This is a genomic window from Roseateles sp. P4_D2, assembly GCF_056401875.1.
In genome coordinates, this window is record NZ_JBFUIM010000009.1 from 217154 (window position 1) to 238128 (window position 20975).

Sequence of the window (20975 nt, forward strand, 5' to 3'; positions counted from 1 at the left end):
GCGCAAGACCGGGCGAGGGGCTGACTTTCATATCAATGGTCCTGGCGCTGCGGCGCCTTCGACAGGGCATCGACCAGGGCTTCGACCCGAATGGGCTTGGTGACGTAGTCGTCCATGCCCGCGGCGAGGCAGGCCTCGCGGTCGCCGGCCATCGCGTTGGCGGTCATCGCCACGATGCGTGGCCGGCTCTCGGGCCAGCGCCGGTTGATCTCTGCGCTGGCCTCCAGCCCGTCCATCTCGGGCATCTGCACGTCCATCAGCACGAGGTCATAGGTCTGGCGCTGCAGGGCTTCCAGAGCCTCGACGCCGTTGGCCGCCAGGTCGGCCCGGTAGCCCATCTGCTGCAGCAGGCGCAGCGCCAGCTTCTGGTTCACGACGTTGTCTTCGGCCAGCAGGATGCGCAGCGGGTGGCGCTCGGCGAGGTGCTGCGTCGCCACCGGCTGGGCGCGCTGGCGGCGCGGGCTGGGCACGAGGTCGGCCGCCACCGTGGCGCGCAGCGTGAAACCGAAGCGCGCGCCGCGGCCCGGGCCGTCGCTCTCGGCCCACATGCGTCCGCCCATCAGCTCGGCCATGCGCCGGCTGATGGCCAGGCCCAGGCCCGTGCCGCCGTATTTGCGCGAGGTGCTCGCATCGGCCTGGCTGAAGCTCTGGAACAGGCGGGCCAGGGCTTCAGCGCCCAGGCCGATGCCGGTGTCGCGCACAAGGAAGCGCAGCTCCACGCCGCCTTCGGCCGGAGCGGCCTCCACTTCGACGGTGATGCTGCCTGCCTCGGTGAACTTGACCGCGTTGGACAGCAGGTTCAGCAGGATCTGGCGCAGTTTGGTCACGTCGCCATTGATGCCAGCGGGCACAGTGGGCGCGATGTCGACGGCCAGCGCCAGGCCCTTCTCGCGGGCGCGCGGCGCGATCAGGTCGACGGCCGCGTCCACGCAATCGCGCAGCACGAAGGGCGCACTCTCGATGTCCATGCGGCCCGCCTCGATCTTCGAGAAGTCGAGGATGTCGTTGATGATGGTCAGCAGCGCCTCGCCGGCCTCTCGGATGATGGCTGCGTGGTCGCGCTGCTCGCCGTCGAGCGTGGAGTCCAGCAGCAGGCCGCTCATGCCGATGACGGCATTCATCGGCGTGCGGATCTCGTGGCTCATCGTCGCCAGGAAGGCACTCTTGGCCGCATTGGCCTGCTCGGCCACGGCCTTGGCGGCCTGGGCTTCTCCGAACAGGCGCGAGTTCTCCATCGCCACCGACGCCGCCAGGCTCAGGCCCACCAGAAAGCTCAGCTCGCTGTCGCGGAACGGCTGGCCGCCCTGGCGCCAGACGGTCAGGGCGCCCAGCACGCGCTGGCCGGCGCGCAACGGCGCCACCATCATGCGCTCGTCGGGGTCCTCTTCGGTGCCCTCCATCCGGACGCCGCGCGGGTCGTCGCGCGCGGCGTTGATGACGCCGGGCTCGCCCTTGGCGATCAGCGAGCCGATGATGCCCTCGCCGGCCGTGATGACGGCGTCGCGCACCTCGCTCTCGTATCTGCCGACGGCGACGATGGCGCGGTAGCGCCGCGCCGCGCCCCCGCCCTCTTCCTCCGGCACGAAAACCGCGCTGTTGTCGGCGTCCAGCAGCTCCTTGGCATGCACGGCGATGCGGTTCATGACCGTGGCCAGGTCCAGCGTGGAGGAGATCTCGCGGCCCACCTCGGCCAGGGCCGCGCTCTCGCGCGTGCGGCGCTGGATCTCGTCGAACAGGCGCGCGTTCTCCAGCGCCACGCCGACGCTGGCTCCCACCGTGCTGAGGAAGCGCACGTCGGCCTCGCTGAAGGCGTTCTCGCGTTCATAGCTTTCGACCAGGATGGCGCCCAGCACCTGGTCGTTGCCGATGATGGGCACGTTGGCGAAGGACAGCGCCTGGTCGGTGCCTGGCACCGCCAGCAGGCCGGCGGCGGCGATCTCGGCCACGTTGCGGCAGACCAGCGGCTGGCGCGTGCGGCGCATCTGCTCGAAGGGCCCGTCCGGCGCCGGCCGCTCCGGCGGCAGCTGGATGGGCACGCCGTGCTCGAGCTCGTAGAGGTAGTGGTTGAGGCCGCTGGCCGGGTCATACCAGCGGATGCCGATGTCCCGGGTCTCGAGCAGCTCGCACAGGCGGTCGCCGACACGCTGGATGATGGCCTCGAAGCTCAGCTCCGGCGACAGGCTCTGCTGCAGGTTGTTCAGCATCGCCAGCTCGTTGACGCGGCGCTCCACCTGCGCCTTGCTGGCCAGCAGCTCGGCCGTGCGCTCGGCAACGCGCTGCTCCAGGCCCTCGCGCAGCCGCAGGTTGGCCAGCGCGACGGCGGCCTGGGCGGCCAGCATGACGAGCAGATCGCGGTCGCCCTCGCGGAAGCGTCCAAACGCCCCGTCCAGGTCGGCGTAGAGGTAGCCGACCAGCTCGCGCTCGGCGATCAGCGGCGCGATGAGGCAGGAGCGCTGTTGCACGGCCGGCACGCCTTCGGGGCCGATGCGCAGGGCCGCCGCGCGGCTGCCGCGCGCTTCATCCAGCCAGGGTGTGATGGCGGTCAGCAGCGCCTCCTCGCCACCGGCCTCCCCTTGCGGCATCAGATGGCTGGCGATGTGGCGCAGGCTGCCGCCGTACTCCAGCACCAGCAGCACGCGTTCGGCGCCACTGATCTCGGCCGATTCGTCGACCAGGAACTCATGCAGCTCAGTGCCCGTGGCCAGCTCGGCCAGGCGCAGGCCGACGTCGACCTGGCGGGCGAAGCGCTCGTCCAGATGCGCGGCGCCATTGAGATGACGCGGCCTGCCGCCGTCGGCCAGCCAGGCCTGCACGACGGCACGCGCCACCGGCCGCTTGTTCAGCGAGTTGCGCCGCAAGCCCTCGTCGGACAAGCCGGCCAGGCGCAGGCAGACGAAGCGATAGGCCCGCGCCAGCGCCACGCCGGCCTCGCGGCGGCGGCCGGCCGCACGCAGCGCCTCGCAGCGCCGCCACCACAGGGCTGGCAGGTCCAGGTTCTCCAGCGGCGCCAGGCCTTGGGCCCAGTGCAGGCGGGCGGCCTCGGCGCTGGCATTCAACGCCGCCTGCAGGTCGCCGGCGCCCAGTTCGGCCCAGGCGATGAGGCCGAGGTCGGCCATGCGCTGGGCGGCCGATGGCGAATGGTCGAGCGCCAGGCGGAACTGCACCGCTGCAGTCGCTGCATCGCCTTCCGCCATCGCCAGCTCACCTTGCAGGCGCGCGATCTCGGAGCGAAAGCCCGGGTTCTGGCGCGCCAGGCTCAGGGACTCGGCTTCGCCGGCATAGGCGCGCGCCTCGGCCAGCGCGCCGCCCTCCAGGTCCAGCCGGGCCAGCGCCGTCAGCGTGTAGGGCAGCAGCGCCGTCGCGCCGCTGCGGCGCCAGATCGCGAGCGCGGCCAGGTAGTGGCGGCGCGCGCGGCGCGTCAGGCCCAGCGTGACGTAATGGTTGCCGATGTTGTGGATGGCCGTGCCCTGGCGCTCGGCATAGCCGGCCGCGGCATAGGCCGCAAGCGCCAGCTTGCACAGATGCAGGCAGTCGGCCAGGTCGGGGTTGTTGAAGGTCTGGGCGTTGTAGGCATTGCCCTGGCCCAGCAGGTCGCCAGTGGCCAGCGCCAGCGCCAGCGCGGCCTCGGCCGCCGCGCGCGCCTCGGCAACGAAACCCAGCATGCCCAGCAGCAGGGATTCGATATAACCGCAGCGGCCCCGGGGCACAGTTTTGCCGGCGGCGGCAAACAGCTTGGCGGCCTCGTGCACCCGGCCCAGCGCCACTTCGGGCTCCAGCTGGCAACGGCACTGGGCTTCGGCCAGCAGGGCCAGCGCATAGGCACGGTCGAGTGCGTCAGTGCCGGCCTCGGCCAATGCGGCTTCGGCGGTGGCGATGGCCGCCAGCAGTTCACCGCGGCGCATCTGCACCAGCCCGAGCGCGAGGCGGGCGCGGAGCCGCCAGGCGGGACGGCCCTCGGCCAGCTTGGCCAAGGCCGCGGCGGCATCGGCCGCAGCAGCCAGGGCGCCGAGCGCGATGAAGCTCTCGACGCGCAGCTCCAGCACCCGGGCGTCGCCGCGCCAGCCCGCGCTCACGTCGATGAGACGCTGGTGCTGGCCCGACCAGGCCAGGTCGGCCAAATCCTCCAACACGGCGACATCGGGGCGCAAGGGCATCGCGGGACAGGGCCTGTTCACACCACGGGGATCGGATGCGTTGCCACTCCGGAGAGGGGCCGCGCGAGTCTAGTCCGCTCTAGTCGGCCTGGGGCAGCGTCAGCCTCATGACCGTCCCCAATGGGCCGGTGCGCAACAGTTCCGCCGTGCCGCCATGCATGTCCATCACGCGGCGCACGATGTACAGGCCCAGGCCGTGGGCCGACTCAGTGCCGCCGCTGCCGCGCGCGCCGCGGGTGAAGAGGCGGGGCAGCAGCTCGCGCGGAATGCCGGGGCCGGCGTCCGCCACCTCGAACTGCAGCACGGCGGGTTCATCAAAATCGATGACATGCAGGGTCACGGGGCTGACGCCGCGCGCGTACTTCAGCGCGTTGGACAGCAGATTGCGCAAGGCCAGGCGCAGCAGGCTCATGTCCATCAGCGCCGTGCGGGTGGCCGTGTGGCGATGCACGACGATGCGGTCGCGCTGCTCGCGCGGCAGGTCGGCAATGGTGACGGCGATCAGCGTGTCGATGTCGGTGTCCTCGCGCGCGATGCGCCCGCCGCCCGCCAGCAGGCTGGCCGCAGCCAGCGTGTTGTCGACGCCGGCCAGCACCTGGCCGAGCACGGCCTGGGCGCGGTTCAGCCTCTCCTGGGCCTGGCGCTCACCGCGGCCGGCCAGGCTGGCGGCCGCGCCCTGCAGGGCCGCGCTGGCGTTGTTCAGCGGCTGGCGCACCTCGTGGGCCAGTACGTCCAGCATCTCGGAGCGCTCATGCAGCAGTTGGTCCAGCTCCTGCACGTGGCGCTCGGTCTGGCGGCGCATGCGCTGCTCGTGCGCCAGCTCGGCGCGGCGCTGCAGGTCCTCGGTGATGTCATCCACCAGGGCGAGGGCACGCAGTGGCCGGCCGTCGGCCGTGTATTCCGCGACCGCCGAGACCAGCACGTCGCGCAGCCGGCCGTCGGCGCAGATCAGCTGCACGGGGCAGTCGCCGACATGGCCGTCGCGCCACATCGCCGGGCGGTAGACCTCGCGCACCTGCTGCGACGACTCCGGTGTCATGAAGTCGTCCATGGCGCGACCGATGACCTGCTGGCGCTTGTAGCCCAGGCGCTCGAGCCAGCGGTCGGACACGCTGAGCACCCGGCCGGCCGCATCCACCGAATGCATCAGCGCCGGCGTCGACTCGTACAGCGCGCGCAGGCGCTGGCGGTTGTGCTCCAGCTCGACAGCCGCGCGGTGGTGCTCGGTGACGTCCTGGAAGGCGCCTACCAGCCGCACCGGCACGCCGTCCTGCCAGTCGACCTGCCCCTGGGACAGCACCCAGATCTCACGCCCCTTGGCCGTCACCAGCGGCAGCTCCAGGCTCCAGGGCTCGCCGTGCTGCATGCCGCGCAGCACGGCCGCCTCGATGGCGGCGCGCGCCTCGGGCTTGTAGTAGCCAATGGCCTCCTGCAGCGTTGGCCGGTGGCCGGCCTCGAGGTCGTGGATGCGGCAGGTCTGGTCGCTCCAGACCAGCTCCTCGGTCTGCAGGTCCAGGCTCCAGCCGCCGATGCCGGCGACGCGGCCGGTGCGGTCCAGCAGGGCCTTGCTGTCGCGCAGCTCGCGTTCGGCGGTGATGCGGTCGGTGACGTCCTCGGTGATGCCGACATAGCCGCGCAACCCGCCATCGGGCGCCAGCAACGGCCGGGCACGGGTCCAGACCTGGCGCACGCCGTGGCCGTTGCCGCCGCGGCGCAACCGGTAGCGCATCTCGAATGCCTGACGCTGGGCAACGCAGCGCCGCCAGTGGGCCAGCACCGACGTGCTGTCCTCGGTCGTCAGCGTGGCTGCCCAGCCCTCACCCAGGGCAGCACGCGCCGGCAGACCGCAGATGCGCTGCCAGTTTGCGTTCGTGAAGATGAAGTCCCCTGCCGCGTCGGTACGGAAGATGCCCAGCGGTGCCGTCTCGGCCAGCACCTGGAAGGGCTGTTCCGCCGCCTCGAGGTCGGCGCCACGCAAGGCGCGCTCGCGCATCATCAGCGCTTCGGCTGCGGCGTCGGCCAGGCGGGTCAGGGCCTCGCGCTGCGCCTCGGTCAGCTCGCGCGGCTGGAAGTCGACGACACACAGGGTGCCGGGGTGGCTGCCGTCGTCCAGGCGAATGGGCACGCCGGCATAGAAGCGCAGCGCGGGGCGGGCCAGCACATCGGGGTGGTCGACGAAGCGGGCGTCCAGCCGGGCATCGCGCACTTCGAAGAGGCCATCGGCCAGCAGCGTGTGGGCACAGAAGGTCTGGGCCCGCGGCGTCTCGCTGCGGCCAAAACCGACGGCGGCCTTGAACCACTGACGGCGCTCGTCCAACAGGCCGAGCAGGGCGACGGGCGTGCCGCAGATCTGCGCCGCCAGGGCGGTGAGGTGGTCGAACAGCGGCTCGGGCTCGGTGTCCATGACGCTCAGCGCCGCCAGGCGGGCGAGGCGGCGGTCTTCGTCGGGCGGCAGGGGCGGGGTCACCATGGCCGACAGCTTAGGGCAGGTCAGGGCGTCGCTCCTCATTGCGCAGGCCGTCCGCGCGGCGTAGCGTCGCCGTCTTTCTTCCAGGGAGAACCTCATGCTCAAGCTCTGCGCCCTGCTGCTGGCGCTGCTGATCGCGCCGGTGCGCGCCGATGTCGTCAGCGACTGGGCCGAAGCCACGCCCAAGGTGCTGCAGAAGTCGCCGCGTGGTCAGGTCCTGCCCGCGACGCTGCTGACCGACCTGGCGATGTTCAACGCGCTGAATGCGATCACGCCGCGCTACCAGGCCTATGGCGCAGCGCCGGCGGCGGTGCCGGATGCCTCGCCGGAGGCGGCCGTCGCCTCCGCCGCCCGCGTCGTGCTCGGCAACGTGCCGGGCGCCGACCAGGCCCTGCTCGACAAGACCTACGAGGCCTCGCTGAAAGCCGTGACCGACGCGGCCGCGCGTGCCAAGGGCGTGGCGCTGGGCCGGCGCGTCGCGCTGGCGCTGCTGGCCGCGCGGGCGGATGACAGCTTCGCGCGCGTCGAGCCGCCCAAGGTCGAGCCGGCGCCGGGCATCCATGTGCTGACGCCCGAGTACAAGCAGGAGTCGGGCATCGGCCTGGCGCGCATGAAGCCCTTCGCGATCAAGGACGTGGCGGCCTACGACCCTGGCCCGCCGCCGGCCGTGGGCAGCGCCGTGGCGCTGCGCGACCTGGCCGAGGTCAAGGCCGTCGGCGGGCGCGTCAGCACGCAGCGCACGGGCGAGCAGTCGGTCATCGCGCTGTTCTGGAACTCCGGCGAGGGGGAGGACGCCGTGGCGATGCTCAAGAAGCTGGCCGAGAGCACCAAGGCCACGCCGCTTGAGTTCGCGCGCATGCTGGCCCTGATGGACATGGCCGACCTGGACTCGCGCATCGTCTACACCGGCATCAAGACCAAGTACCGCCACTGGCGGCCCTACAACGCGCTGCGCGGTGCCTTTGCCGATGCCAAGCTGCGCGACGCGAGCTGGGAACCGCTGATCCACACGCCGCCCAACAGTGACTACCCCTCGGGCGGCGCGGTCGGCGGCGGCACGCTGCAGGCTCTGCTGAAGGACTTCCGCGGCGACAGCCAGGCGCCACTGGTCTGGGTCAACTCGGCGCTGTCGATGACGCGCAGCTGGAGCTCGCCCGAGGCCATGGGCCAGGAGCTGGCCAATTCACGCGTCTGGAGCGGCGTGCATTTCCGCAACTCGGTGGACGTGGGCTACCGCCTCGGCCAGAAGGTGGCCGAGGAAGTGCTGGCGACGCAACTGCGGCCCTTGCCCTGATTTTTCTCAGGGAGTCGCGCGGCCCAGGTTGCGCAGCCAGAAGGCCTCGTACTTGCGGTGCCAGCTAGCGGGCTTGACGACGCCACCCATGGCATGCACGCCGTCGGGGTCGAGGAAGAGCTCGACCAGCGACTCCTTGCCTGAATCCAGCAGCTCGCGGTAGACGTTGACGGTGTCCTGGTACAGCACGTTCGGGTCCTGCATGCCGTGCACCAGCATCAGCGGCTTCTTCAGGCCCTTGGCCAGCGGCAGCAGCGAGTATTTGCGCAACACCGGCTTGGTGCGGTCCGTGGCCTTGCCGATGGTGCGGCCGCTGTACCAGCTGTTGTAGTTCTCCCATTCGGTCGGGCCGGCTCCGGCAATGCCGGCGGCGAACAGATCGGGCCGGGTGTACATCGTGTACTGGGTCTGGAAGCCGCCAAAGCTCCAGCCATTCAGGCCGATGCGCCGGGCGTCCACGCCGAACTGCGTGGGCAGCAACTTGACGAGGTCTTCCAGGTCCTCGGCCTGGGGCTCGCCGGGGCGCTCCCAGTTGGCGTCAGAGAACTTGCGGCCATAGTTGCTGTGGCCGCGCGGGTCGACGGCGATGGTCACATAGCCATGCCTGGCGGCCATGTATTGGCCGAACAGATAGGCGGTGTTCTGGAAGCTGTCGACCTCGACGATGTGGCGGTCGTTCAGCGGGCCGCCATAGACGTAGACGATGGCTGGGCGCTTGTCGGCCGCAGTCCAACTGGCGGGCTTGAAGGCATAGGCCTCGATGCGGTCGCCATGACGGTTGGTGAAATTGAAGCGTTCGGGCCGCAACAGTTTCAACTCGCCCCAGGCCTTGTCATTGCTGTCGGTCAGCGTGCGCGCCGGCGTCTTGCCATCAGTGGCCAGCAGCTTGAGCTCCGGGCGCTGGGCCCAGTTGCCGGCCACGGCGCCGACCCATCGGCCGTCCTCCGAGGCCGCCGCAGCACGGTGGTACTCGCCCGCCGCACCCAGGGCCTGGGTAGCGCCGCTGGCCAGGTCGACGCGCAGCACATTCATGGCTGCCATGTCGCCCTGGTTGGCCAGCACGAACATGGCCTTGCTGTCGGCCGTGAAGCCGATCACCTGATGGGCCTCGAACTCGCCCTTGACGAGGGGGCGCAGCGCCTTGGTGGCCACGTCGATGGCATAGGGCTGGCGCCAGCCGGCTTCGTCCAGGGCCAGCACCAGCGTCTTGCCGTCGGGCGTGAAGCGGGGCTTGAGCACATTGACGACCTCGTGGCCGACCTCGCCGCGGCGCTCCAGCACCATCTCGGGCTTGGCGGATTCGTCGCAGGCCGCCGGGCCGCTCCCAAGGCCTGCAGCGCCCCCTTGGGGGGCAGCCGTCGTACCCGACGGCTGGGGGCAAGAAGTCTTACCGATGTAGACGCGCAGCAGTTCCTTGTCGCGCTCCCAGGTCGTGAAGGCATAGCGGCTGCCGTCGCGCGCCCAGGCCACGTCGCTCATCTCGAACCAGACATCGCCACCGGCCTGCGTGAACACGGGCGCAGGCTGCTTGCGCGGCGGCTCATTGCCGGTAGGCAGCTGGCGGATGTAGAGGGCCAGCGGCGGCTGGTTGCGCTTGTCGTCAGACACCTCGCGGTTGACCTTCTTGGCCGTGGCCCAGCGCTCGCTGTAGTTCATGATCTCGACCTGCTTGGGCGGCGGCGCCGGCTTGTCGTCGGCCGTCTTCAGCGGCGCCTTGGCCAGCAGCGACATCCAGCGGCCGTCCTCGCTGATGGCCGTCTGGTCGATCTTGTATTTCTTCTGCTCGTCGTCCGGGTGGATGAGCTCGCGGTTGATGACCTGCACGCCGGCCTGCTTGAAGCCGCTGCGCAGCACGCGGGTCTCGTCGGTGTAGATGACGCCGCTGTCGTCGGCCGTGTAGGCGACGAGCTTCAGGTCGCGCTGCGTGGCCACCAGCGGCTGAACGGCCGGGATCTTGTCGTCCGCCTTCCAGCGATAGAGGCCGCCGCGGTACTGGAAGACCAGTTCGTCGGCCTTGTGCGCCCAGGCGAACTGGCTCGGGCCGGGGTAGAGGTCGGCGGGCTTGAGCTTGTCGCGGGCCAGCTTCTTCTTCAGCTCATCGCGGAGTTCCCAAAGCTCTTTCTCCTTGTCCTTGTCGGGCGACGAGGCGGCCGATGCCGGTGCTGCCGCAGGCACCGGCTTGCCGGCGCGCTTGGCAGCCAGCGCGGCCATGGCCTGCTTCTCGAGCTCAGCCTCGGCCTTGTCCGCAGCCTTTTGCGCGTCGTCCTTGGCCTTCTTCTCGGCCAGCTCCTTCTTCAGCGTCTCGATGGCAGCGGTTTCCCACTGCGACAGATTGACCTTCTCGCCGCGCAGATAGGCCTGCTGCGCCACCTCACGGGCCTGGCGCTCGGCGTATTCGGTGTTGCGCTGCCGGAGCTTCTTGTCGAAGCGCTCCATGTCCTCCGGCGCCTCGAAGGCCGCCATGACCTGGGGCGACGTGATGCGCTGCGTCTTGCCGGTCTTGGTGTCGTGCACCCAGAGATCGGTGCCGGGCTCGCCGAACGGGCTCCACAGCCAGGCCAGGTAACGGCCGCTGCGGCTGAAGTCGGCCTCCTTGGCAGGCTCGCCGCGATAAGGCTCAGCACGGAAGATCTGCTCGAGACTGGGAACGGGCTTGGGCGGCGCGGTCTGTGCCTGCAGGGGGGCGGCGGCCAACAGGGCCACGGCAAGGGCCAGGCTGCTGATGGCAGCGAAGGTCACGGGCTTCAAGGGGGTCTCCTGAGTTGGCCCCAGGGAAGCGCTGAGCAGGCCGCGCGATGCGGCGCGCCCTGGTTTTGGATGAGCTGCAAGGCGCAAACCACAGCCATAGCCCGGCTATGGCGCGGATTTGCAACGCAGCAGATCGCCCAAAGCAGGGATGCGCCGCGCGCGCGGCCTGCTCAGCGCTTCCCTAAGGTTAGGGGCAACGAATTCTAAGAAGCAGGCGCGGCGACCCCCATTCGTCACGGGATCGTCGTGGCAGGCGGCGACGTGGAAGCCTTGGACTTGCGCCACAGCGCTACGCCGACGTGGATGGCCAGGCCGAAGACGAACAGCATCACGGCGCCCAGCGTCCACACCACCCAGGCCAGCACCGTGACGCCGCCCGTCAGCGACGGCAGCGCGCTGGCCAGGGATTGCAACTGCGGCGACAGCGTCTCGACCGTCGACACCAACCAATCCGCCACTGCCGAGGGCAGCCAGTCTCTCAGCGACTCCGGCAAGCTCCAGCCACCCGAGCCGACGCTGCCGGCGTGGGCCAGCAGGCCGGTGAGAAACGACTGCACCGCCCACACGAGGCTGGACCACAGGGCCAGCAGCAGCAAAACCAGCACCCAGCCCACAACGAACGCCATCGCAAACCTCTCCGGTCAATTGAACGGTGCAGTGTGTCCGGTCCGATGTCTCGGACAAAGCAGGCGGAGCCGCAACCGGACTTCTGGAAAACCGAAGCGCGGCTGAATCAGCCCACCCGTGCCAGCACTGGCTTCAAGGCCACGCCCGTGTGACTGCCGCTCGCCACGACCTGCTCCGGCGTGCCCTCGATGACGACCCGCCCACCCGCATCGCCGCCCTCCGGCCCGAGATCCAGCACCCAGTCGGCTTCCGCAATCACATCCAGGTCATGCTCGATGACCACGACCGAATGCCCGCCCGCCACCAGCCGATGCAGCACGCGGATCAGCTTCTCCACATCCGCCATGTGCAAACCCACCGTCGGTTCGTCCAGCACATACAGCGTGTGCGGCGCCTTCTGCCCCCGCCGCGCCACGTCGTCCCGCACCTTGACCAGCTCCGACACCAGCTTGATCCGCTGCGCCTCGCCGCCCGACAGCGTCGGTGAAGGCTGTCCCAGCGTCAGATAGCCCAGCCCCACGTCCTTCAGCAACTGCAGCGGGTGCGCGATCGACGGCATCGCTGCGAAGAACTCGACGGCCTCGTCGACCTCCATCGCCAGCACGTCGCCGATGCTTTTTCCCCGCCAGCTGACACCCAGCGTCTCGGGGTTGAAGCGCTGGCCATGGCATTGGTCACAGGGCACCTTCACATCGGGCAGGAAGCTCATCTCGATGGTCTTCATGCCCTGGCCTTCGCAACCGGGACAGCGGCCCGCACCGGTGTTGAAGCTGAAGCGCGCCGGTGCATAGCCACGCGCCTTGCTCTCCAGCGTCTCGGCGAAGAGCTTGCGGATCGCGTCCCAGAAGCCGATGTAGGTGGCCGGGCAGGAGCGCGGCGTCTTGCCGATGGGGGTCTGGTCGACCTCCAGCACGCGGTCCACCTGCGCATGGCCTTCGATGCCGTCACAGCCGGTCCATTTGGCGGGGGCCTTTCTCAACGGCACCGCAACGGCCATGCCTGCCAGCAGCACGTCGCGAGCGAGTGTCGACTTGCCCGAACCGGACACGCCCGTCACGGCCACCAGCCGATGCAGCGGCACGTCCACCGTCACGCCCTTGAGGTTGTGCAGGGCCGCGTTCAGCACGGTCAGCTTGGGCGCATCGGCCTCGATGGGTCGGCGCGCCTGCAGCGGGTGGATCAGCGGGTGGGCCAGCATGCGGCCCGTGGTCGACTCAGGCTCCAATGCCAGCTGCGCCGCCGTGCCCTGAGCCACCACGCGGCCACCGTGCTTGCCGGCGCCGGGGCCGATGTCGATGATGTGATCGGCGCGGCGGATGGTGTCCTCGTCGTGCTCGACGACGACCAGCGTGTTGCCCTTGTCGCCAAGTGTCGCCAACGCCTTCAGCAGGATCTGGTTGTCGCGCGGGTGCAGGCCGATGGTGGGCTCGTCCAGCACGTAGCAGACGCCTTGCAGGTTGCTGCCGAGCTGCGCGGCCAGGCGGATGCGCTGGGCCTCGCCGCCCGACAGCGTGGGCGCCGCGCGGTCCAGCGTCAGATAGCCCAGGCCGACCTCTTGCAGGAACTCCAGCCGGCCGAGGATTTCGCTGACCACGTCGCGTGCGATGTCGGCGTCGCGGCCATGCAGGTGCAGGCCCTTCACCCAGCTGTGCGCCTCGCCGACGCTCCAGGCGGCGACGTCGCCGATGCCCTTGTGCTCGAACTCCACCGAGCGTGCGGTCGGATTCAGGCGCGTGCCGTGGCAATCGGGGCAGACCGCGTCGGTCAGACCTTCGACCTCGACTTCTTCAGAAGGGAAGCTCTGCTCGCGGCCGCGGTTGTCGTCGGACTGCACGCTGTCGTCGAGCTCCTTGCGCTGCTCGCGCGTCAGCGCCAGGCCCGTGCCGACGCAGCCCTTGCACCAGCCGTGCTTGGAGTTGTAGGAGAACAGCCGCGGGTCCAGCTCGGGATAGCTGGTGCCGCAGACCGGGCAGGCGCGCTTGGTGGAGAACACCTTCACCGTGCCGACGCCGGCACCGGTCGAGCCTTCCTCCACGCTGAGGCCGTCCAGCGGTGCCAGCAGGTGCAGCACGCCTTTGCCCACGTCCAGCGCCTTGGCCAGCAGCTCGCGCAGCTCGGCTTCGCGTTCGGGGGCGATGACAAGGTCGCCGACCGGCAGCTCCAGCGTGTGCTCCTTGAAGCGATCAATGCGCGGCCACGGCGACGTGGGCAGGAACTCGCCATCCACGCGCAGGTGCGTGTGGCCGCGGCCCTTGGCCCACTTGGCAAGGTCGGTGTAGACACCTTTGCGATTCACCACCAGCGGCGCCAGCAGGCCCACGTGCTGGCCGCGGTAGTCGCGCATCAGCTGGGCAGCGATGGACTCGACGCTCTGCGGCCGCACCGGCGCACCGTCGTTGATGCAATGCTGCACGCCCAGCTTCACATAGAGCAGGCGCAGGAAGTGCCAGACCTCGGTCGTCGTCGCCACCGTGCTCTTGCGGCCGCCGCGAGACAGGCGCTGCTCGATGGCGACCGTGGGCGGAATGCCCCAGACGGCGTCCACCTCGGGCCGGCCGGCCGGCTGCACGATGGAGCGGGCGTAGGCGTTCAGCGATTCGAGGTAGCGGCGCTGGCCCTCGTTGAACAGGATGTCGAAGGCCAGCGTGGACTTGCCGGAGCCGGACACACCGGTGACGACGTTGAACTTGCCGCGCGGGATGTCGACACTCAGACCCTTGAGGTTGTGCTCGCGGGCGTTGACGATCTTGATGGCCTCGTCGGTCTGGCGGCGCGCCAGCACGATGGACTGCAGCGGCCGGCCTTCCTCGACGGCCATGGCCGGGCGGTCCATGTGCAGCGCGTAGTCGCGCAGCGCGGCGGCGGTGTGCGAGCTCGCATGCTTGGTGATCTCCTCGGGTGTGCCGACGCAGACGACCTCGCCGCCGGTCTCGCCGCCTTCGGGGCCGAGGTCGATGAGCCAGTCGGCCGCACGGATGACGTCGAGGTTGTGCTCGATGACGATCAGCGAGTGGCCGGCGGAGAGCAGCTTGCGCAATGCGCGCATGAGCTTGGCGATGTCGTCGAAATGCAGGCCCGTCGTCGGCTCGTCGAACAGGAACAGCGTGCCCTTCTTGGCGACGCCGAAACGCGGTGACGCCGCCGCCTCGGCCAGGAAACCCGCAAGCTTGAGGCGCTGCGCCTCGCCGCCCGACAACGTCGGCACCGGTTGGCCCAGACGCACGTACTCCAGGCCCACGTCGACGATGGGCTGCAGCTTGGCCAGCACGGCGCGGTGCTCGCTGAACAGGTTCACCGCCTCGGCGACGGTCAACTCCAGCACGTCGGACACGCTCAGGTCTCTATCCTTCAGCGCCAGCTTCACGTCCAGCATCTCGGCGCGGAAGCGCTTGCCGTCGCAGTCCGGGCAGCGCAGGTAGACGTCGCTGAGGAACTGCATTTCGACATGCTCGAAGCCCGAGCCCCCACAGGTCGGGCAGCGGCCGTCGCCGGCGTTGAAGCTGAACATGCCGGCCGTGTAGCTGCGCTCGATGGCCAGCGGCGCGACAGCGAACAGCTTGCGGATCTCGTCGAAGGCGCCGACATAGCTGGCCGGGTTGGAACGCGCCGTCTTGCCGATGGGCGACTGGTCCACGAACACCGCGTCGGCGAGAAAGTCGCCGCCCAGCAGGCGCTCGTGCGCACCGGGCGTCTCGGTGGCCTTGCCGAACTGGCGGGCCAGCGCGGGATACAGCACGTCCTGCATCAGCGTGCTCTTGCCCGAGCCGCTCACGCCGGTCACGACGACGAGGCGCTGCAGCGGGAACTCGACTGTCACGTCGCGCAGGTTGTGCTCGCGCACGCCTTCGAGGATGAGCTTGGGCGTGGACTCGTCCACCAACCGCTTCAGACCCATGCCGACGTGCTTGCGCCCGCCGAGGTAGGCGCCGGTCAGCGTGTCGGCCGAGCGGATGTCGTCGGGCGTGCCGTCGTAGACGATCTGCCCGCCGCGCTCGCCGGGGCCGGGGCCCATGTCGATGAGGCGGTCCGCCGCCAGCATGACCGCCGGGTCATGCTCGACGACGACCAGCGTATTGCCCGCATCGCGCAGCCGCTGCATGGCCTGCACGATGCGGCCCATGTCACGCGGGTGCAGGCCGATGCTGGGCTCGTCCAGCACGAACAGCGTGTTGACCAGCGAAGTGCCCAACGCCGTCGTCAGGTTGATGCGCTGCACTTCACCGCCGGACAGGGTGCGGCTCTGGCGGTCCAGCGTCAGATAGCCCAGGCCCACGTCGCACAGGTAGCGACTGCGGTGGCGGATCTCGTCGAGCAGCAGCTTCAGCGCTTCGTCCAGCATGGTGCTGGGCAGTTGCAGGCCGTCGACAAAGTTGCGCAGGCGCTGGATGGGCAACTGCATCAGGTCGTGCAGGGACAGGCCCGGCAGCGTCTCCAGTTGCTGGCGGCTCCAATCCACGCCGACCGGCAGGAAGCGTTGCTCCGCAGGCAGCGCCGCGTCGGCCAGCTCCTTGGCGCCGACACGCCACAGCAGCGCCTCGGTCTTCAGCCGCGCGCCGCGGCAGGAAGGGCACTCGGTATAGCTGCGGTACTTGGACAAGAGCACGCGGATGTGCATCTTGTAGGCCTTGCTTTCGAGGTATTCGAAGAAGCGCTTGACCCCGTACCACTGCTTGTTCCAGTTGCCGTTCCAGTTCGGCGTGCCGTTGATGACCCATTCGCGGTGAGCGGCGGAAAGATCCTTCCACGGCGTGTCGCGCGGGATGCCGGCTTCGCCGGCGTATTTCAGCAGGTCCTCCTGGCAGTCCTTCCACGCCGGCGTCTGCATGGGCTTGATGGCGCCGTTGCGCAGGGTCTTGCGATCGTCGGGAATGACGAGGCCAAGATCGACGCCGATGACGCGGCCGAAGCCGCGGCAGCTGTCGCAAGCGCCGAAAGCGGAGTTGAAGGAGAACAGCGCCGGCTGCGGGTCGGCGTAGCGGATGTCGCTTTCGGGACAGTGAAGGCCGGTCGAGAACCGCCAGAGTGTGGCGCCGTCGTCACCGACGTGAACATTCACCCGACCCGCGCCGCGCTTCAAGCACAGCTCGATGGCTTCCATCGCGCGCTGCTTGTCGGCCCCTTGGATGCGGAAGCGATCGGCCACCACATCCAACACCTTCTTGCCCTCAACCTCGCGTTCGCCCTGCACCCGCGTGAACCCGCTGGCGGACAGCCACTGCTGCACCTGCTCCGCGCTCGTGTTGCCGGGCAGTTCCACCGGGAAACTGAGCACCATCCTGGGGTCCCCGGCTGCTTCGCCACGAGCCAGCAGTTCCACATAAATGCTCTGGGCCGTGTCATGCCTGACCGGCAGCGCCGTCTTGCGGTCAAACAGCTCCGCCGCGCGCGCAAAAAGCAGCTTCAGGTGGTCATTCAGCTCCGTCATGGTGCCCACCGTGGAGCGGCTGGTGCGCACCGGGTTGGTCTGGTCGATGGCGATGGCGGGCGGCACGCCATCCACCTTGTCCACCGCCGGGCGGTCCATGCGGTCAAGGAACTGACGGGCGTAAGCGGAAAAGGTCTCCACGTAGCGACGCTGGCCCTCGGCATAGAGGGTGTCGAACACCAGGCTGGACTTGCCCGAGCCGCTGGGCCCGGTGACGACGGTCAGCTCCGCTGTGCGCAGATCGAGGTCAAGATTCTTGAGGTTGTGCTGCCGAGCGCCTCGGATGCGGATCAGACCGTCAGACATTGATGGGGGCCAAAACGACAAAGGCGAGCAGTGTAGGGAGACGCATGGACGAAAACTGTCAGCACCCGCGACCGACGAGCGGTCGTTTCAGGCGACATGAGCGGCCCAAGTCGCACTGCATTCATGGGGCATCCGGTTGCGCTGCGGCGCCAGCTGAGGCAACAATGGCTCACGGCTCCTCGAGGGCCGCATAAGAAAAGAACAAGCTGACACAAGGACATGGGGATGGACAAGTCGAGGTTGCCCGAGCCGGCGCAGGTGCTGGTTCCCTTCTGGCTCAATGCCGCCACCGACGGTGCGGGTGTTGACGCGCCGGAGCCCGACGAGGGCGGTACCGCCCCGAGCCAACGACAAGCCCAGGTCCTGCTCGTCGAGGACAACCACATCAACCAGGTCGTCGCGCTGGAATTCCTCGCGCTGATGGGCGTTCAGGCCCGCCTGGCCAGGAACGGCCTCGAAGCCCTGTCGGCCTGTGCCGAGTCCGCCCCAGATCTCGTGCTGATGGATATCCAGATGCCCGGCATGGACGGCCTGGAATGCGCCCGCCGCATCCGCACCCAGCAGCGTGAAGGCAAGCTGCCCGCATTCCCCATCCTGGCACTGACGGCCCATGCGCTGGACGCCGACGTGGCCGCCAGCCTCGAGGCCGGCATGGACGAGCACCTGACCAAGCCGCTGGACTTCGTCGCACTGCGCACGCGGCTGCAGCGCTGGCTCCAGTTGCCCGAGCCGAACTGACAGACCCAGCGCCTAGACCCGCGGCCCCGCATACAAATGCCAGCGGGATCGCCCCGCACGCTTGGCGTCGTAGAGCGCCAGGTCGGCCGCCTTGTACAGCCCGTCCACATCCTGCGCGTCGCGCGGATAGCAGGCGGCACCGATGCTCGCGCTGGGCAGCGTCAGCGATGACTGCCCCTGAGGCAGCACCTGGGCCAGCGCCTGGGCAATGCGGCGGCATACCGCTTCCGCTGCAGCCGGCTCGATGGTGTCGGGCAGCAGCACGGCGAACTCGTCGCCGCCCAGCCTGGCCGTGCGATCCGCTTCCCGCACGGCGAGCCCCAGGCAGGCGCTGACCGTCCTCAGCACCGCGTCGCCGGCGTCGTGTCCCTGGGTGTCGTTGATCTGCTTGAAATGGTCCAGGTCGATCAGCAGCAGGTACAGCCCCAGCCCGTTGCGCTGCGCCTGGGCCATCAGGTGGCGAAGGTCGTCGTTGAACAGGCGCCGGTTGGCCAGCCCGGTCAGGCCGTCGTAGTAGGCGAGTTGCTCCAGCTGCTGCTGGCTTCTCTGGAGCTCGCTCGTGCGCTGCTCCAGCGCCACCGTGCGCTCGGCCACCAGCAACTCCAGCGTGCGCTGGCGCCGCCGCAGGATCAGCGTGCGCGCCTGCATCATCGCGACGAGCAGCGCGGCCACCGCCACGCCCAGGCCGACGCGAAACCACAGCATCTCGTGCCAGCGCGGCCGCACATGCAGCGGCAGCCGCAACACCTCGGACCACCCGCCCTGCGCGCCGGCGCCGCGCAGCTCCAGCACATGGTCGCCGGGCGGCAGATTGGTGTAGGTGGCGATGCGCCGGTTCGGCTCGGTGGCGACCCAATCGGCGTCGACACCCGGCAACCGGTATTCGTAGCGGTTGCGTTCAGGCGCGCCGTAGTCGAGCACCGAGAACTCGACCAGCAGGCTGCGTCGCTGTGGTTCGAGAGTCAGGGCTTCGTCGCCGGGCGAGGCCGGTGGCACCACGGCCCGCACACCGCCCAGCCGCACTTCAGTGATCACCAGCGGCGCCGGTTCGGCGCGGGCCACGGGCTGGCGCGGGTCCACGATGGTCAAGCCGCCGATGCCGCCAAACAGCAGCATGCCGTCGGCACTGGACGCGCCCGCGTTGGTCCAGTAGGTGGGGATACCCACCCCCTCGGCCGCGCGCAGGCTGCGCACGCGCAGGCTGTCCTGTGCGATGTGGGCGATGCCGCCGTCGGTGCTGGCCCAGACGTCGCCGTTCGGCGCCAGCACCAGCGCATCGACGCCGTTGTGCGGCAGTCCTTCGGCCAGGGTGATGCGCCTGACCTGCGGTTGGGCTTGCGGCGCCTGCGCGGCCTCCATCACGCGCACGCCGGCGCCGAAGCTGGCCACCCACAGGCGGCCAAGGCGGTCCAGCAGCATGGAGGAGACATAGCCAACGGGAAAGCCCACCCGGCCGGGCGCGTCGGGCGCCAGCCGGCTCAGTGCCATCGTGGCCGTGTCCAGCCGCAACACGCCCGTGCGCGTGCCCACCCACAGCACGCCGTCCCGGCCCGCCAGCAGCGCGGTGACGCGCTGCTCGTCCAGGCGGCTGCCGTCCTCATGCGCCAGCACGCCCAGTTGCAGGCCATCGGCCGGGGCCACCGCCCACAGGCCGTCGAGACCGCCCAGCCAGAGCCGGCCGTCCTGCATCGCCATGGCCCACACCGACGCGGTGGGTGACCGGCCGGGGATAGCCAGCCGTTGCACCGCTCGGCCATCGGCCGTGGCGCGATACAGCCCGCGCTGGGTACCGAGATAGACCACGCCGTCGGGCGCGCGCACCATGCTCAGCACGCGGCCTGGCGGCAGCGCGGTGGCCGGTATGGCAGCGTCGGGCCGCAATGCCGCTGTGCGGCCCTGATCGGCCCTGACGATGTCGATGCCACCGTCGCCCGTGCTGAGCCAGACGCTGCCATCGGGCATGGGCAGCACGCAAGGCACGTTGAGGTGGCTGATGCCAGCCGTTGCGCCGGGGCCGCCGAACCAGGTGCTGACCGTGACCTGGCGCGCGTCGTGGTGGCTGAGCCCCGTGTCGGTGGCGACCCAGAGCAGCCCGCTGCGATCGCGGTACATCGCGGCGACGTCGTCGTCGGGCAGGCTGGCCGCGCTGTCCGAGCGGTGCCGCACGCGACGCATCTCCCAGCGGCGGGTGTCGATGCGCAGGATGCCGCCCCCATCGGGGGCCAGCCACACGTCACCCGGCGCGGCCTCGGCCATCACGCGGATCGGCGCGTTGCCCAGCCCTGTCACGTCGGCGCCAGCCGCCTGCAACAGGCGGTGCAACGGCACCGCTTCGGCCTCAGGCTCGGGCTCGATCACGAAAACGCCATACGAGCGCGTGCCGACCCAGACCCGCCGCTGGCTGTCCAGCAGCAGCCTGGCGACGAACGGCGCGTGCTCTTCGGCCGGCAGCCCGACCTGCACGAAGCGATCGCTGCCGGCACCGCGGCGAAAGAGGCCCTTGTCGGTGCCAACCCACAGGCCGCCCGTCGAGTCGCGCAGCAGCGCCAGCACGGCGCCATCGGGCAGGCCTTTGGTCCCGGCCAGTACCGCGTGGCGCTGGACCGTACCGCGGCTGGTATCCAGCAGGTCCAGACCGGCACCGGTGCCGACCCACAGCAGGCCGTTGCCCTCGTCGAGCATGGCGTGCACGCTCTTGCGGCTCAGCGCCGCGCCGGCAGCCAACGGGGCGACGAAACGGTCTGTGCGCGCTTCATACCGCACCAGGCCACCGGCGCTGGTGCCTACCCAAAGACGCCGTTGGTCGTCGACATGCAGCGCCTGCACGTAGCTGTCCGGCAGGGCGCCGGACGAAGCCATGTCGCTGACGTAGTTGCGAAGCTGATAACCATCCCAGCGCGACAGCCCGGATTGCGTGGCGATCCAGAGGAAGCCCTCGCCGTCCTGGGCCAGCGCGGTGAAGGACATCGGCGCGACCAGCACCTGGTGGAACACCGCATCCGAACGGGCGGCCCAGGGCGTGGGGGCGGGCTCGTTCGCCGCCCATGCGCCGCCGCCCAATGCAAGCCCAAGCAGGGCGACGAAGCGCGCCCATCTGTTGATCAGCGAGAAAAAGTGACCCATGCCGTCGCAAGGCGCATGCACGGCTGCAGCTTGCGCGCAGCGGCGCATTTCGCGCGTCCTCTGACGGTCAGGATACGGTACAAAACCACTGCG

At 69.7% G+C, this 20975-nt stretch carries 8 protein-coding genes; 2 read left to right on the plus strand and 6 right to left on the minus strand.

Features of this window, described 5'->3' with window-relative positions:
• Positions 1 to 32 precede the first annotated feature (32 nt).
• Together AC1DW0_RS17935 and AC1DW0_RS17940 are read right to left on the minus strand one after the other, a co-directional pair.
• The gene (locus AC1DW0_RS17935) at positions 33 to 4154 is read right to left on the minus strand and encodes a GAF domain-containing protein (RefSeq protein ID WP_056202700.1); all 4122 of its coding nucleotides are present in this window, start codon (positions 4152 to 4154) and stop codon (positions 33 to 35) included.
• A gap of 79 nt (positions 4155 to 4233) precedes the next feature.
• A complete protein-coding gene (locus AC1DW0_RS17940) occupies positions 4234 to 6624 on the minus strand; it encodes a PAS domain S-box protein (RefSeq protein WP_056202698.1) in 2391 nt (796 codons plus the stop codon).
• Between the two features lie 94 nt (positions 6625 to 6718).
• Between AC1DW0_RS17940 and AC1DW0_RS17945 the strand changes: the two genes are divergently transcribed.
• Positions 6719 to 7915 (plus strand): vanadium-dependent haloperoxidase, encoded by a 1197-nt coding sequence (locus AC1DW0_RS17945; protein WP_056202695.1) that lies wholly within the window; start codon positions 6719 to 6721, stop codon positions 7913 to 7915.
• A 6-nt stretch (positions 7916 to 7921) separates the two neighbouring features.
• On the opposite strand, the gene AC1DW0_RS17950 is transcribed toward AC1DW0_RS17945, so the two are convergent.
• The 3 genes from AC1DW0_RS17950 to uvrA all read right to left on the minus strand — a co-directional run bounded on the left by AC1DW0_RS17950 (position 7922) and on the right by uvrA (position 17021).
• Positions 7922 to 10654: a S9 family peptidase gene (locus tag AC1DW0_RS17950; protein ID WP_477947219.1), complete on the minus strand. Its 2733-nt coding sequence runs from the start codon at positions 10652 to 10654 to the stop codon at positions 7922 to 7924.
• 242 nt (positions 10655 to 10896) lie between these two features.
• Positions 10897 to 11289 (minus strand): hypothetical protein, encoded by a 393-nt coding sequence (locus tag AC1DW0_RS17955; protein WP_457322948.1) that lies wholly within the window; start codon positions 11287 to 11289, stop codon positions 10897 to 10899.
• Positions 11290 to 11396: 107 nt separating this feature from the next.
• Positions 11397 to 17021, minus strand: coding sequence for an excinuclease ABC subunit UvrA (gene uvrA, locus AC1DW0_RS17960; RefSeq protein ID WP_477947162.1), 5625 nt, complete (start codon positions 17019 to 17021; stop codon positions 11397 to 11399).
• Positions 17022 to 17246: 225 nt separating this feature from the next.
• Between uvrA and AC1DW0_RS17965 the strand changes: the two genes are divergently transcribed.
• On the plus strand, positions 17247 to 17759 hold the full coding sequence (locus AC1DW0_RS17965) for a response regulator (RefSeq protein ID WP_056202681.1): 513 nt from the start codon (positions 17247 to 17249) through the stop codon (positions 17757 to 17759).
• A gap of 12 nt (positions 17760 to 17771) precedes the next feature.
• Here AC1DW0_RS17965 and AC1DW0_RS17970 read toward each other — a convergent pair whose 3' ends face one another.
• A complete protein-coding gene (locus AC1DW0_RS17970) occupies positions 17772 to 20930 on the minus strand; it encodes a two-component regulator propeller domain-containing protein (protein ID WP_477947164.1) in 3159 nt (1052 codons plus the stop codon).
• Between the last annotated feature and the right edge of the window lie 45 nt (positions 20931 to 20975).

Bases quoted from the DNA above. Each gene is read 5' to 3' on its own strand.
- AC1DW0_RS17935 (WP_056202700.1), bottom strand. From the start codon at position 4,154: ATGCCCTTGCGCCCCGATGTCGCCGTGTTGGAGGATTTGGCCGACCTG.
- AC1DW0_RS17940 (WP_056202698.1), bottom strand. From the start codon at position 6,624: ATGGTGACCCCGCCCCTGCCGCCCGACGAAGACCGCCGCCTCGCCCGC.
- AC1DW0_RS17945 (WP_056202695.1), top strand. From the start codon at position 6,719: ATGCTCAAGCTCTGCGCCCTGCTGCTGGCGCTGCTGATCGCGCCGGTG.
- AC1DW0_RS17955 (WP_457322948.1), bottom strand. From the start codon at position 11,289: ATGGCGTTCGTTGTGGGCTGGGTGCTGGTTTTGCTGCTGCTGGCCCTG.
- uvrA (WP_477947162.1), bottom strand. From the start codon at position 17,021: ATGTCTGACGGTCTGATCCGCATCCGAGGCGCTCGGCAGCACAACCTC.
- AC1DW0_RS17965 (WP_056202681.1), top strand. From the start codon at position 17,247: ATGGACAAGTCGAGGTTGCCCGAGCCGGCGCAGGTGCTGGTTCCCTTC.
- AC1DW0_RS17970 (WP_477947164.1), bottom strand. From the start codon at position 20,930: ATGCGCCGCTGCGCGCAAGCTGCAGCCGTGCATGCGCCTTGCGACGGC.